General features: G+C 67.0%; 12 protein-coding genes and 1 tRNA gene. 5 read left to right on the plus strand and 8 right to left on the minus strand.

Annotation, left to right across the window (positions count from 1 at the left end; all coding sequences use genetic code 11):
• Positions 1–5 precede the first annotated feature (5 nt).
• Together AC0IXR_RS04060 and AC0IXR_RS04065 are read right to left on the minus strand one after the other, a co-directional pair.
• Complete coding sequence (locus tag AC0IXR_RS04060; protein WP_207411543.1) at positions 6–497, minus strand: disulfide bond formation protein B; 492 nt, start codon at positions 495–497, stop codon at positions 6–8.
• Positions 494–1,075 carry a YqaA family protein gene (locus AC0IXR_RS04065; RefSeq protein ID WP_471759812.1) on the minus strand — a complete coding sequence of 194 codons (582 nt, stop codon included), beginning with the start codon at positions 1,073–1,075 and terminating at the stop codon, positions 494–496. Before AC0IXR_RS04065 ends, AC0IXR_RS04060 begins: the two co-directional genes overlap by 4 nt.
• Before the next feature lie 143 nt (positions 1,076–1,218).
• On the opposite strand from AC0IXR_RS04065, the gene AC0IXR_RS04070 reads away from it, so the two are divergent.
• Positions 1,219–1,305, plus strand: a tRNA-Leu gene (locus AC0IXR_RS04070).
• A gap of 43 nt (positions 1,306–1,348) precedes the next feature.
• Here the strand turns inward: AC0IXR_RS04070 and AC0IXR_RS04075 are convergent.
• From AC0IXR_RS04075 to AC0IXR_RS04085, 3 genes are all read right to left on the minus strand, one after another.
• Complete coding sequence (locus AC0IXR_RS04075; protein WP_471759813.1) at positions 1,349–2,047, minus strand: glutamine amidotransferase-related protein; 699 nt, start codon at positions 2,045–2,047, stop codon at positions 1,349–1,351.
• A gap of 46 nt (positions 2,048–2,093) precedes the next feature.
• A complete protein-coding gene (eat, locus tag AC0IXR_RS04080) occupies positions 2,094–3,470 on the minus strand; it encodes an ethanolamine permease (protein WP_471759814.1) in 1,377 nt (458 codons plus the stop codon).
• A 344-nt stretch (positions 3,471–3,814) separates the two neighbouring features.
• Positions 3,815–4,975 carry a ceramide glucosyltransferase gene (locus tag AC0IXR_RS04085; protein ID WP_471759815.1) on the minus strand — a complete coding sequence of 387 codons (1,161 nt, stop codon included), beginning with the start codon at positions 4,973–4,975 and terminating at the stop codon, positions 3,815–3,817.
• Positions 4,976–5,171: 196 nt separating this feature from the next.
• Between AC0IXR_RS04085 and AC0IXR_RS04090 the strand changes: the two genes are divergently transcribed.
• Positions 5,172–6,071 carry a histone deacetylase family protein gene (locus AC0IXR_RS04090; RefSeq protein ID WP_471759816.1) on the plus strand — a complete coding sequence of 300 codons (900 nt, stop codon included), beginning with the start codon at positions 5,172–5,174 and terminating at the stop codon, positions 6,069–6,071.
• 6 nt (positions 6,072–6,077) lie between these two features.
• Here the strand turns inward: AC0IXR_RS04090 and AC0IXR_RS04095 are convergent, their stop codons facing one another.
• Complete coding sequence (locus tag AC0IXR_RS04095) at positions 6,078–6,671, minus strand: TetR/AcrR family transcriptional regulator (protein WP_056431361.1); 594 nt, start codon at positions 6,669–6,671, stop codon at positions 6,078–6,080.
• 88 nt (positions 6,672–6,759) lie between these two features.
• Between AC0IXR_RS04095 and AC0IXR_RS04100 the strand changes: the two genes are divergently transcribed.
• The 3 genes from AC0IXR_RS04100 to AC0IXR_RS04110 are packed head-to-tail and all read left to right on the plus strand — an operon-like array spanning position 6,760 to position 12,112.
• On the plus strand, positions 6,760–7,893 hold the full coding sequence (locus AC0IXR_RS04100; protein ID WP_419951988.1) for an efflux RND transporter periplasmic adaptor subunit: 1,134 nt from the start codon (positions 6,760–6,762) through the stop codon (positions 7,891–7,893).
• The gene (locus AC0IXR_RS04105; protein WP_471759817.1) at positions 7,890–8,975 is read left to right on the plus strand and encodes an efflux RND transporter periplasmic adaptor subunit; all 1,086 of its coding nucleotides are present in this window, start codon (positions 7,890–7,892) and stop codon (positions 8,973–8,975) included. The genes AC0IXR_RS04100 and AC0IXR_RS04105 overlap by 4 nt, the downstream gene beginning before the upstream one ends.
• A gap of 38 nt (positions 8,976–9,013) precedes the next feature.
• Positions 9,014–12,112, plus strand: coding sequence for an efflux RND transporter permease subunit (locus tag AC0IXR_RS04110; RefSeq protein WP_471759818.1), 3,099 nt, complete (start codon positions 9,014–9,016; stop codon positions 12,110–12,112).
• Here AC0IXR_RS04110 and AC0IXR_RS04115 read toward each other — a convergent pair whose 3' ends face one another.
• Both AC0IXR_RS04115 and tsaA read right to left on the minus strand, forming a co-directional pair.
• Positions 12,113–12,808 (minus strand): SGNH/GDSL hydrolase family protein, encoded by a 696-nt coding sequence (locus AC0IXR_RS04115; protein WP_471759819.1) that lies wholly within the window; start codon positions 12,806–12,808, stop codon positions 12,113–12,115. It lies immediately after the preceding gene.
• On the minus strand, positions 12,805–13,326 hold the full coding sequence (gene tsaA / locus AC0IXR_RS04120; protein ID WP_471759820.1) for a tRNA (N6-threonylcarbamoyladenosine(37)-N6)-methyltransferase TrmO: 522 nt from the start codon (positions 13,324–13,326) through the stop codon (positions 12,805–12,807). Before tsaA ends, AC0IXR_RS04115 begins: the two co-directional genes overlap by 4 nt.
• Positions 13,327–13,483: the final 157 nt, after the last annotated feature.

Raw genomic sequence — 13,483 nt, forward strand, 5'->3', positions numbered from 1 at the left:
CCCGTTCAGCGTTTGAGGGCGGCCGTTCCGGCGATGGAGGCCAGGATGAAGGCGATGGCCGCATTCCAGCCGGCCAGCGAGATGCCGAGGAAGCGCCAGGCGGCGGTGGAGCAATCGGCGACCCGCGTTGCCTTCAGGGTATCGAGAAAATCCCCGACATCGCTGGGGTTGGCACCGCTGCCGCCGCCGCAATCGGACGGCCCGGCCCAGAGCGCCCATTCGGCACCGGCATGATAGACGCTGAGGCCCGCACCATAGAGCAGGCCGAGGGCGGCGATCCCGAGGATCAGCCGCGTCACGCGCTCCGGGGTGAACAGGGCCAGCAGGGCCAGCGGAATGGCCGCGTAATAAGGCAGGCGCTCCGTCAGGCAGAGCTTGCACGGCACGTAGCCGAGAACCCACTGGAAATAGAACGCGCCGGCAATCGCCAGGACGGACCCGATCAGGACCGCCAGCGCGGCCCGGCGAAGACGGAGAAGGGTGGAGTAATCGATCACAGCAGCACCTTGAACAGGACGAAGCCGAGGATGATGACGGCCACCGTGATGGCCGCGACGACGTTCAGATGCCGGTCGAGGACGGCGCGAATGGATACGCCGTAGCGCTTCAGAAGCCCAGCGAGGAGAAAGAAGCGCGCGCCTCGTGTGATGAGCGAGAGCAGGACGAACCAGAACAGGTCGTAATGGGCGAAGCCCGACGTGATCGTCACCAGCTTGAACGGGATCGGTGTCAGGCCCTTCAGCAGGATCACCCAGTGACCGTACTGAGCGTAGGAGGCCTGAAAGCTCGCCGCCTTCTCGTTCAACCCATAGAGCGAGAACAGCCAGACCCCGATGGAATCGTAGAGCAGCGCGCCGATGGCGTAGCCGAGCAGACCGCCGGCCACGGAGGCCAGGGTGGTGATCGTCGCGTAGAGCCAGACCTTGTCGGGCCGGCTCACCGCCATCGGCACCAGCATCACGTCGGGTGGGACCGGAAAGAACGAACTCTCCGAGAACGCCACCGCACCGAGCGCGTAGGGGGCCGATGGCTTGCCCGCGAGCGCGAGTATCCACTCGTAAAGGCGGCGGATCATGAAGAGCTTCTATCCGATAGGGGAGGGCGCGAGGCCCTTTGAGCACAACCCGGCCGGACTTGCGAGCGGGAACCACCGCGGCGCGGTCTCGCTGCAAAACCCCTCTGGCCGTCGGCGCGATCCTGTGCCATGAGGCGGATGTTGCGGGCGTGGTGGAACTGGTAGACGCGCCGGACTCAAAATCCGGTTCTGGTGACAGAGTGTCGGTTCGATTCCGACCGCCCGCACCAATCGTCCCGGCAACGCGGCCCGTGAGCCAGCCCCGGACGGTGCTTATCTCGATTGCAGGAAGCGGCGGATCCAGTCGCCCACGCGGGGAGCATCGCTCTCGCCGCGCAGTGACGCAACGGCTGCTGCCTGGAACGCCTCGTCATGGGGCACAGCGGGTCGGTGTCCTGCAATGAGGGCCGTGGCGTACTCGCCCTCGAATTCCGGATGGACCTGGAACGAGATCGCCCGACGTTGCGGGTAGGACAGGATGCCGTAGGGCGTGAAGACGTTGCCGCCGAGAACGCGCGCGCCCGAAGGGGGGACGATCACCTGATCCTGATGGATCGCCGGCACCGAGACGCGGCGCGCGTCGTCCATCCAGTCCGCGCGTTCGAACAGGTCATAGGTGTGGAGGCCGATGCCCCAGCCCTTGGCCGATTTCTCCACCGTACCGCCGAACGCCGCCGCGAGGATCTGGTGACCGAAGCAGAGCCCGACGAGCTTGGCGCGCCCGTCGACGTCGCGCAGGAAGCTCTTCAGCGGCGCGATCCACGGCAGGTCGTCATAGACGCCCGCCGCCGATCCCGTCACCACGAACGCGTCGAACGCCTCGGGGGCGGTGGGAAACCGTCCCTCCGCCACCGGAAAGATCGTGACATCAGCGGGGTCGCCGAGGAGCCTCTTCACCATGCGGCCGTAGGACGGGTAGGATTCGGCCAGGCGAGCGGGCGGTGCGCCCGCCTCGATGATACCAATTTTCATCGCTGCCTTATGGCCAAGCCCCGCGCGTGATGCGAGCCCCAGCCCCTCAGATAGCCGGATCGAGCGTCGGGGCGGGAACGGTTGCGACCGGCTTTGCCAGGAAATGCGAGGCGGAAACGGCCACGACCATCACGGCCAGGAAGATCGCGAAGATCACTGGATTGAAGACGACCAGAGCGATGAAGCAGATGCCGGCCATGGCCAGGGCGAAGGCGGGGGCGATGGGGAAGAACGGTGCCCGGTAGGGACGTGCGAGGTCGGGCTCGCTGCGGCGCAGCTTGAACAGGGCCGCCATGCTCATGCCGTACATCACCAGCGCGCCGAACACCGCCATGGTGACGATGCTCGCGGTGAGGGACTGGCCCGCGATCTCGATGAGGTTGTCGCTGTAGATGGCGGCGATGCCGACGAGGCCGCCGGCCACCGTCGCCACGTGAGGAGTCTGGAAGCGGGGATGCACCTTGGCGAGGAAACCGGGTAGGTAGCCGGCGCGGCCGAGGGCGAAGATCTGGCGCGAATAGCCCATGATGATGCCGTGGAACGACGCCACGAGGCCGAACAGGCCGAGCCAGACCAGCATGTGAAGCCAGCCGCTCGACTCGCCCACCACCGTCTTCATGGCCTGGGGCAGCGGGTCGTTGAGGTTGCTCAGGGTGCGCCAGTCGCCCGAGCCGCCAGCGAAGATCATGACGCCGAAGGCGAGGACCGTGAGCGTCAGTACGCCGGTGATGTAGGCGATGGGGATCGTGCGCTTGGGATCCTTGGCCTCTTCCGCCGCCATGGCGACGCCCTCGATGGCGAGGAAGAACCAGATGGCGAAGGGAATGGCCGCGAACATGCCGCCGATCGCGGCGAGGCTGAATGTGGATTCCCCGGCCCAGCCATGGGCGGCGAAATTGGTGAAGCTGAAGGCGGGGGCGACGACGCCCATGAACACCAGCAACTCACCCACCGCCAGGATGGTCACGAACAGCTCGAACGTGGCGGCGATCTGAACGCCGACGATGTTGAGGGTCATGAAGATTAGGTAGGCGGCGAGCGCCGCGTGTTTCGGGTCGAGGCCCGGAAACTGGATGTTGAGATAGGCGCCGATGGCGAGTGCAATGGCAGGTGGCGCGAAGACGAATTCGATCAACGTCGCATAGCCGGCGATGCAGCCCCCGATGGGGCCGAAGGCGCGTCGGCTATAGGCGAAGGGGCCTCCGGCCTGCGGAATGGCCGTGGTGAGTTCGGTGAAGCTGAAGATGAAGGCGACGTACATCGCGGCGATGAAGGTCGTCGTCACCAGGAAGCCGAGCGTGCCGGCGCTGGCCCAGCCATAGCTCCAGCCGAAATACTCGCCCGAGATCACGAGGCCGACGGCGATGCCCCAGAGATGGAACGCGTTCAGGCCCTTATGCAGGCCGGTGGATTCGCTTTGCATGGTGGGTTCCCGTCATCGGCGAAGGCTGCCGTCGGGGAATGGCCAAGCAAGAGTTTTGCCGTACGAGAAAGAGGGCGTGCGACGCCCGTATCCGGTCAGGGCTCAGAACTCCGGTGAAAGCGCGATGGTGTGACATTCGTCGGCACACCTCCGTCATTCCGGGTCGCCGACGGCGAGCCCGGAATCCAGAACCACCGAGGCTGCCATGTCGAGCACAGGTTGAGGCTCTGGATTCCGGGCTTCGCTCCGCAGACCCGGAATGACGGTGAGGGGACAAAACCCCGGAGGCCGTATCGAATAAGTCTGTGCCTTAAAGCCGGGTTCGTAGCTTGGCGTATCGGCAGTCAGGCCGCGGTGGCGCGGGTGCGCAGGCGCGGCGTCTCCTTGGGGCGGATGTCCATGGCGTTGCCGCGCCAGACGATGGCGCTCTGCATCCAGGCGCTCACCCACATGATGGGGAGGATGGCGTCGCGAAGCAGGAAGGCGAGGAAGAGCCGGGGCGAGCGGTGCCACCCGGCGCGGGCCGCGAGCGCGTATTCGGCCCCGTACCAGAGCATCGCCATGACGATGACGCCGGTCAGAACTGGAACGCTGGGAACGCACAGGGCCGCGACCGCGAAGGGCAGCATCGTGCCGGAGCCGATCTCGGGCGCGAAGAAGTGCGGGAAGGTTACCCGACGCAGACGCGCCCAGCGGACCTGCCGCGACCAGACTTCGCGAAACGCGCGGGTGCCCAGGGGCTGGTCGAAGGGCGAGGCCACGAGGTGGACCCGCTTGCCGGCCGCGCGGACGAGCTTCGTCGCCGCGGCATCCTCGGCGATCTCGGCGGCGAGCGCCCGGATCCCGCCATGCCCGTCGAGGAACGGCTTGTGCCAGAGCATGCTCTTGCCCTGCGCGAAGCCGAGGCCGAGGCTCTCTCCGGTATATTGCCAGCGCGCCTGGAGCGTATTGAGGAAGGCGCATTCCAGTTCGGCGAAGAAACCGTGCGGCCGTGCGCCGATGGGCGTGGAGCAGACGAGGCCCGTATCGGGTCGCCACGAGGCCTGCAGCCGCTGCAGGTAGTCCGGCGGCATTAGGACGTTGGAATCGGCCAACACGACCCATTCGTGGCGGGCTGCCTCCCAGCCCCGCACGCAATTGTTGAGCTTGGGATTGTCGCTGATCCGCTCGTCGCCGACGATGAGCCGTGCCGGCACCGTGGGATGGGCCGCCATCAGGCGGTGCAGCAGCGGCACGATGGGATCACGGCCATCGGCGACGCAGAAGATCAGCTCGTAATTCGGGTGGTCGAGATGGAAGCCGCGCTCGAGCATCTCCTCGCTGAACGCTTCGAGGCCGCAGACCGGGCGAACGAGGGAAATGGGCGCGGCGCTGGGAAAGCTCGAGGTCCCGCAATTCCGGCCGATGCGCCATGTGGCGATGGCGATGCTGAGGAGATTGACCGAGGTCAGTGCGGCACAGAGCGAGAGCGCGACGATCGCGCCGGTCTCGATACTGCCGAACATGCCGCGCTCCCTCCGGGCCTCCGCCACCTGACGGAACCAGCCCCTGCCCAAGGCCGTAACAGACGGGCTATTTCAGTCGTATGACAGCGGCGCGGCCCCGATCTGCCGCCCCTCAGAGGGAAGGCCAGGGCGTGAGCGAGACGAGACCCGTGGCCGTTCGCGGAACTGCCGTTCGGCCCGGCCGGTTCGATCCGGCATGACCCCGCCCATCGTCGTCCACCCTGCCTATCAGGCCGTCCTGCCGGACGGGCATCGCTTTCCGATGCGGAAATATGGCCGTCTCGCCGAAACGCTCGCGGCGCTCGGCCTCGCCCCCGCCGGTTTCGTCAGACCGGAGCCGGCCGACGCGGACATGCTGAAGCGCGCGCATCGATCGGATTACGTCGATGCCGTCCTGTCCTGTTCGGTCTCGCGGGAGATCGAGCGCGAGATCGGCCTTCCGGTGGATGAGAGCGTCGTGGCTCGCTCGTGTGCCTCGGCCGGCGGCACCCTCGCGGCGGCGCGGCTCGCGCTGGAGCATGGCCTCGCAGGCAGCGCCGCCGGCGGAAGCCACCATGCGCGGCGGGAGACCGGCGCGGGTTTCTGCGTGTTCAACGACGTCGCCGTCGCCGCCCTGGCGCTTCAGGACGAGGGCGCGATCCGCCGGGCGCTGGTGGTCGATTGCGACGTGCATCAGGGCGACGGCACCGCGGATTGCCTCGCCGGCTCACCGGACCTGTTCACGTTCTCGGTCCATGCGGAAAAGAACTACCCGACGCGCAAGATCCCCGGCGATCTCGATCTGGGCCTCGTAGATGGCGTCGACGACGCGGCCTACGCGGCCGTTCTGGCGGCGCATCTGCCGGGCCTGCTCGACGGCCTCTCGCCGGACATCGTGTTCTACAATGCCGGGGTCGATCCGCACATGGACGACCGGCTCGGGCGATTGGCCCTCACCGATGCGGGCCTCGCCGCACGGGATCGCTACGTCATCGGAGAGGCGCGCAGACGTCGCATTCCCCTCGTGGCGGTGATCGGCGGCGGCTATGCCACCGATATCGACGCCTTGGCCGCCCGCCACGCCCTCGTGTTCCAGGCCATGGCCGCCCTCGCGTGAAGCCGCTCAGGGCGTCCCGCACGCATCCGGCGGGATCTCGCCCTCGGTCACGCAGCGCGCCACCTTTTCGAGGCCGTCGAAGAGCCGTTCGAGCTGCGCGCCCTCCATGGAATGGAAGCCCAGCGTCCGGGTGATCAACAACCCCAGTGTCGAGAACACCAAAGCTGCGCCGATCCCCGGACAGGTCTCGATCTTCTCAAGGCCGGCGAGCCGTTCGCGGAGGAACGCGTTGAAGCCGGCGAATGCCTCTGGATTCTCTGCGGAGGCCAGCAGGAAGGCCCGCGGGAAGCCCTCTTCCTCAGCGTAGACCTGCCTCGCATGGGCGATCAGCGCGAGGGGGAGGGCCGAGGGACCCGGAACCTGCTCCGCTTCGAGCCGGGCAATGCCCTCCTTGACCTCCTTCAGCTTGCGCTCGGCCATGGCCGTGATGAGCGCTTCCTTCGAGGAGAAATGGTGGAGGACCCCGCCCTTGCTCAAGCCCGCCTCCGCCGCGACCGCGTCGATCGTCAAGGTGCGCGTACCCGCACGACGGATCAGGCTCTCGGCCGCATCGAGGATGATGCTCGCCCGGTCCTCGCGCCGTGTGCGCGGCTTTGCCATGTCATTGCCTTTTAGAAACCGTCTGGACGGTCGGTAAGATACCCGATAGAGAAGCGGTTCGATAGAGCTTATCCGGAATGGGGTCGTGGTGTCTGGTCTGACCAAGTCCATTCGACGAATCCGTGGCGCGGGGGCGGTCACCCTCCTCGGCCTTGCGGTCTCGGCCTCGCTTCCGGCTTCTGCCAAGGAGGCAGAGGACGTCTCCGCTGCCGGCGCGGCCAAGCAGAGCCTCGCCATCGTCCGGACGGCGAAGGCCGAGCGCAGCACCATCTCGGCCGATCTCGTCTTCACGGGCGACATCCAGGCCCAGTCGCAGGTCAACGTGGCGTTCCGCAACAACGGCAAGATCGCCACGCGACTGGTGGAGGTCGGCGATCACGTCACCGCCGATCAGGTCCTGGCCAAGCTCGATCCGCAGGAGCAGCGCGCCAACCTCAACAACGCGCAGGCCGCGCTGACTTCCGCCGAGGCCCTGCTGACCCAGGCAAAGGTCAATTTCAAGCGCCAGGAGATGCTGCTCTCCAGCGGATACACCACGCGGCCGAGCTATGACGATGCCGAGCAGCAACTCCGCACGACCCAGGCCTCGGTCGAGTCCGCCAAGGCGGCACTGGGCACGGCCCAGGAACAGTTCTCCTACACCGATCTGAAATCGGGCGTGGACGGCATCGTCCTGAGCCGCAGCTTCGAGGTGGGGCAAGTGGTCCAGGCGGGCCAGACCGTTCTCACCATGGCGGAGGACGGGCCGCGCGACGCGGTGTTCAACGTGTTCGAGGCGGTTCTCGCGACCCCGCCCGAGAGCAAGCAGATCGACGTCACCCTCCAGGCGGACCCGAAGGTGCGGACCGTCGGCACGGTGCGGGAGATTTCCCCGAGTGTCGATGCCGCCTCCGGCACCGTGCGAGTCAAGGTCGGGCTGAAGGACACGCCTTCCGCCATGACGCTCGGGGCCATCGTCGTCGGCACCGGAAAGTTCCGGCCGCAGACGGCCATCGTCCTGCCCTGGTCCTCGCTCTACCGCTGGGAGAACGCACCGGCCGTGTGGGTCCGGGATCCGGCCAGCGGCAAGGTCGCGCCGCGCAACGTGACCATCGACCGCTACTCGCCCAACACCATCGCCCTGTCCGGCGGTGTCGAGCCGGGCGAGGAGGTGGTCATCGCCGGTATTCAATTCCTCCGCCCGGGCCAGACCGTGTCCGTTGCCGAGGAGATCGGCCGATGATCCATTCCGGCTTACGCCTGACGCTGATCGCAGCGGTCGTGTCCACTCTCGGTGCCTGCCATGGTGAGGAGGAAAATGCCGGCCCGCCTCCGGTGCGGCCCGTCCTCTACACCGTGGCCAAGCCCATCGACACCATCGTATTCGGGCCGTTCGCGGGCTTCGTGGCCCCCCGCTACCAGTCCGAGATCGGATTCCAGATCGCGGGCCGGGTCATCGCCCGCGACGTGACCGTGGGGGATGTGGTGAAGAAGGGCCAGCGCATCGCCGCCCTCGATCCCGTCGTCATGCGTTTCGCGCTGACGCGGGCGGAGGCGGAACTCGCCGATGCCACGGCACAGGCGGAGAACGCCATCGCCACCGAGGCGCGGCAGCGGCGGTTGATCGCCAACGGCAATGTCAGCCAAGCCCGGCTCGACAGCGCCGTGGCGAGCCGGGACACGGCCCAGGCCCGTCTCGCCCAGGCCCAGGCGAACCTGCAGAAAGCCCGCGACCAGATGGGCTATACCGAGCTGCATGCGGATTTCGACGGCGTCGTCACCGTCCGTAGCGCGGAGGTGGGACAGGTGCTTTCGGCGGGACAGGCGGTGGCGACCCTGGCGCGTCCCGAAGAACGCGAGGCCGTGGTCGACATCCCCGAGGATCTGGTCGGAGCCATGCCGAAGGATGCGGTCTTCACCGTGGCGCTCCAGAGCGCGCCCGACGTGACGGCCACGGGCAAAGTCCGCGAGGTCTCGCCCTTCGCCGACCAGAAGACCCGCACCCGCCGCATCAGGATGACCCTGCTCAAGCCACCGGACGCGTTCCGCCTCGGCTCCACCATCACGGTCGGACTGTCACGCCACATGGCGCCGCGTTTCCAGTTGCCGGCGACCGCCGTCTTCGAGGCCGACGGGCGAAGCGCGGTCTGGATCGTCAACGAGGCCGGGGATGCCGTGTCCCGCCGCGACGTCACCGTCGCGGACAGGAACGGCGAGCGTGTCTCCATCACCGAGGGGCTGAAGCCGGGGGAGCGCGTCGTGCTCGCCGGTGCCCGCAGTCTCGGTGAAGGCCAGCGCGTCCGCCTCGCCGACACATCTCAATAGCCGCGCCGATCCGACCAGCGTCACGCGAGAGCCGCCCCGTGAAGAACTTCAACCTGTCCGAATGGGCGCTCGAGCATCGCTCCTTCGTCTGGTTCCTGATGCTCATCTCGATGCTGGCGGGCTTCCTCGCCTACGAGAAGCTCGGCCGCGAGGAAGACCCGCCCTTCGCCATCAAAACGATGATCGTGCAGGCGCGCTGGCCCGGCGCCACGATCAGCGACACGCTCGATCAGGTCACCGAACGGATCGAGAAGGAATTGCAGCAGATCGACGCCGTCGATTTCAGCCGCAGCTACACCACGCCGGGCCAGACCACGGTCTTCGTGCAGCTGCGTGAGACGACGCCGCCCAAGACCATTCCGGGCATTTTCTACCAGGTCCGCAAGCGCATCGGCGATATCGGCAGCACCTTCCCGCAAGGGATTCAGGGGCCGTTCTTCAACGACGAGTTCGGCGACGTCTTCGGCAATGTCTATGCGTTCACCGCCGACGGCGTCTCCATGCGCCAGCTTCGCGACTACGTGGAGCGGGTGCGCGCCGACCTGAAGAAGGTCAACAATGCCGGCAAGATGCAGCTGCTCGGCGCGCAGGACGAGGCGATCTACCTCGACTTCTCCACCCGTAAGCTCGCCGGCCTCGGCGTCGACCAGGCCGCCGTCATCGCGACGCTGCAGGCGCAGAACGCCATTGCCCCCTCCGGCGTGATCCAGGCCGGGCCCGAGCGCGTCTCCGTGCGCGTCGGCGGTCAGTTCGTCTCCGAGGACAGTCTCAAGACCATCAACCTGCGGGTGAACGACCGGTTCTTCCGCCTGTCCGACGTGGCGGAGATCTCGCGCGGCTTCACTGATCCGCCGACTGCCTTGTTCCGGTTCAACGGCCAGCCTGCGATCGGCCTCGCCATCGCCATGCAGCCCTCCGGCAACCTGCTGACCTTCGGCCACGACCTGAAGGCGCGGATGAAGAAGCTCGAAGGCGAGCTACCTTACGGCGTCGGCATCCACCTCGTCTCCGACCAGCCGAAGATCGTCGAAGAGGCTGTGGGCGGCTTCACCAAGGCGCTGATCGAGGCCGTCGTCATCGTCCTCGGCGTCAGCTTCATCAGCCTCGGATGGCGCGCAGGGCTCGTGGTCTCGTTCTCCATCCCCCTCGTCCTCGCCGTGGTCTTCGTGGTGATGCAGGTCATGGGCGTCACGCTTCAGCGCATTTCGCTCGGCGCCCTCATCATCTCGCTGGGCCTCCTCGTCGACGACGCCATGATCACGGTTGAGATGATGGTCGCGCGGCTCGAGGTCGGCGATACCCTGAAGAAGGCGGCGACCTTCGCCTACACCTCCACCGCCTTCCCGATGCTCACCGGCACCCTCGTCACGGTGGCGGGCTTCCTGCCCATCGGCTTCAACGGCTCGGCGGCGGGCGAGTACACCTATAGCTTGTTCGTGGTCATCGCGGCCTCGCTCCTGATTTCCTGGGTCGTGGCGGTGCTGTTCGCGCCGCTCATCGGCGTGAAGCTGCTGCCGAAGACCATCAAGAAGCATCACGACAAACCGAGCTTCCTGCTCCGGACCTTCCGGGCGATGCTGCTTCCGGCCATGCGCTTCCGCTGGATCACCGTGGCCTTCTGCGTCGGCCTGCTCGGCCTGTCGCTCTACGGCATCCAGTTCGTGCAGCAGCAATTCTTCCCGGCCTCCGACCGTCCCGAGATCCTCGTGGACATGACGTTGCCGCAGAATGCCAGCATCACCGAGACCAAGGCCCAGATGGACCGATTCGAGGCGACGATGAAGGGCGATCCCGACATCCTGCGCTGGAGCTCCTATGTCGGGCAGGGCGCGGTGCGCTTCTATCTTCCCCTCGACCAGCAGCTCGGCAACGCGTTCTTCGGCCAGATCATCGTGGTGACCTCGTCGCTCGAGGCGCGGGACAAGATGATCCAGAAATTCGAGGCGCTGGCGGCCAAGGAATTCGTCGGTACCGACGTGTTCGTCCACTCCCTCGATCTCGGCCCGCCGGTGGGACGCCCGATCCAGTACCGGCTGAGCGGACCCGATCTGCAGAAGGTGCGGGGCCTCGCGCTCCAGCTCAGCAACATCGTCGCCTCGAACCCGAATGTCGGCCTGCCCAACCTCGACTGGAACGAGCCCGGCAAAGTGCTCAAGGTCGAGATCATTCAGGACAAGGCGCGCCAGCTCGGGGTCACTTCGGAGGATATCGCCGGCCTGCTCAACGGCATCGTCGGCGGCCGCGCGATCACTCAGGTCCGCGATTCGATCTACCTCGTGGACGTCATCGGCCGCGCCCAGGCGGTGGAGCGCAACTCCGTCGAGACGCTCCAGAGCCTGCAGGTGCCGCTATCGAACGGCAGCGTCGTGCCGCTGCTCGCCTTCGCCACGGTGAGCTACGAACTCGAACAGCCCATCGTCTGGCGCCGCGACCGCCTGCCCACCATCACGGTCCGGGCGGCCATCGTGAACGACACCCAGGCCCCGACCATCGTCAACGCCCTAGATCCGGCCATCAAGGCCTTCGAGAAGACCCTGCCGGATGGCTACACCCTCGCGGTCGGCGGTGCGGTGGAGGAGAGCGCCAAGGGCAGCGGACCCATCGCGGCGGTGGCGCCGGTGATGCTGCTCGCCATGGCGATGTTCCTGATGATCCAGCTTCAGAGCTTCCAGAAGCTGTTCCTGGTGGCGAGCGTGGCGCCGCTCGGCCTGATCGGCGTGGTGGCGATCCTGCTGCCCTTCGGCAAGCCATTGGGCTTCGTCGCCATCCTCGGCGTGCTCGCCCTCATCGGCATCATCATCCGCAACTCGGTGATCCTGGTGATGCAGATCGACGAGTACGACCGCGAGGGCTACGCCCCGTGGGATGCGGTGGTGGAGGCGACCTGCCACCGGATGCGGCCGATCCTGCTCACGGCCGGGGCGGCGAGCCTCGCCCTCATCCCCATCGCCCGCGAAGTGTTCTGGGGTCCGATGGCCTACGCCATGATCGGCGGCATCATCGCCGCCACCTTCCTGACCCTGTTCTTCCTACCCGCCCTCTATGTCGGCTGGTACCGCATCAAGGCACCCAAGGGAGACAGGCCGGAAGGCGGTGCATCGACGGCACCGGCGGCGCCCCATCACGCCGGGGCCTGATCAGGGCCTCTTCGCGCAGAGAGCGGGCTCCAGGGCCCGCATCACGCGGCGGTAATCCGCGATGTGCAGATCGTCACGCAGGGTGCCGGGCAGCGCGAACCCGGTATCGCCGTCGCGGAGCTCCGCGAAAGGATCCGCATAACCGCAGGACAGGCGTTCGCACAGGACCCTGATCCGGGCCGAATAGGCCGCTACCGCCGCCGGTTCGAGTCGCTTCTCCACCGAACGCGAGATGGGCGGAATGGCGGCAACCACGACGCGGTCGCTTTCGGCCTGCAGCCGTTTCACGATCCGTTCCACAGATTCGTCGAAGATCTGGGCCGTTCTGTCGGATAGCGGCTCCTTCTTCCGCAGAAGATCGTTGGTTCCGATGAAGGCCACCACCGCGCGGGGGCGGGTCTTCACGGACAGGTTGGCCACGAGATCGGCATAGACGGAGGCCGAGGCGCCGCTCACACCGGCATTGACGATCTCCGCGCCGCAGACCCGCTGCGCCGGGTTCTGCAACTCGGCCTGCGAATCGCCGGCGAGGAGGATGTAGCCGTCCGGTGCATCGTCGAGATGGGCCTGGATCGAAGGCAACCGGTCCGTGGCGTAGAGCCGGGTGTTCAGGCGCAGGGGCTTCTCGATCCATCCGATGGCGAAGCCGACGCCGAGGATCGCCAACCCGGCAAGGCCCAGGCGCAGAGCCCTCACCGGGGCGCTCCCGACCCGTCCACGATTTTTGCCGTGCCGGCTCGGTCGATGGTCGCCTCCGGCCGCGAATCGGTGCTGGCGTAATAGGGCTTGATATCGAGGAGCGGCGTGCCGTCGAGGCAGTCGAGCCCTCTGACTCTCAGGGTCGTCCCCTCGATGCCGAGGAGTTCCACCACAGACAGCGCGATGAGGTTGGGACGCGCCGGCGAGCGCAGGGAGAACGTGCCCCGGCTGCCCTCCGCATGGCGCGGCATCTGGCGCACGATGTCCCGGGCCGCCCGGTCCATCCAGTAGAGCACGATGAGGTGGCTCGCCCCCTCCACGTTCTGCAAACCGGGAGCGAAGGCGGCATCCACCTCCAGGGTGCAGATGGCGTCGGTCTGAAGCCCGTTCTTCGGGCATTCGGCGCGGGTCGCCCATGGGGTCCGGACACGGCCGATGAAGTAGAGCCCGGCATCGTGGGAGGCGGGCAGCGTGACGGTCTCTTCGCCGGGCCGCCGGTCGATTGGGTCGCTCATCTTGCGCATCAATTTTGGAGAGGCGTTACCCGGCGGGACCGCGCGAGCCGTTCGCAGCGAGCATGTCGGACAACTCGCCCCCGTGCGCAAGCCGGTCGACAACGCGCCGCCATGCGGGCCGCATCGTTCCATCCACGGCCGGCGGGGTATAGGTTTC

The organism is Methylobacterium sp. AC832, from assembly GCF_979256025.1.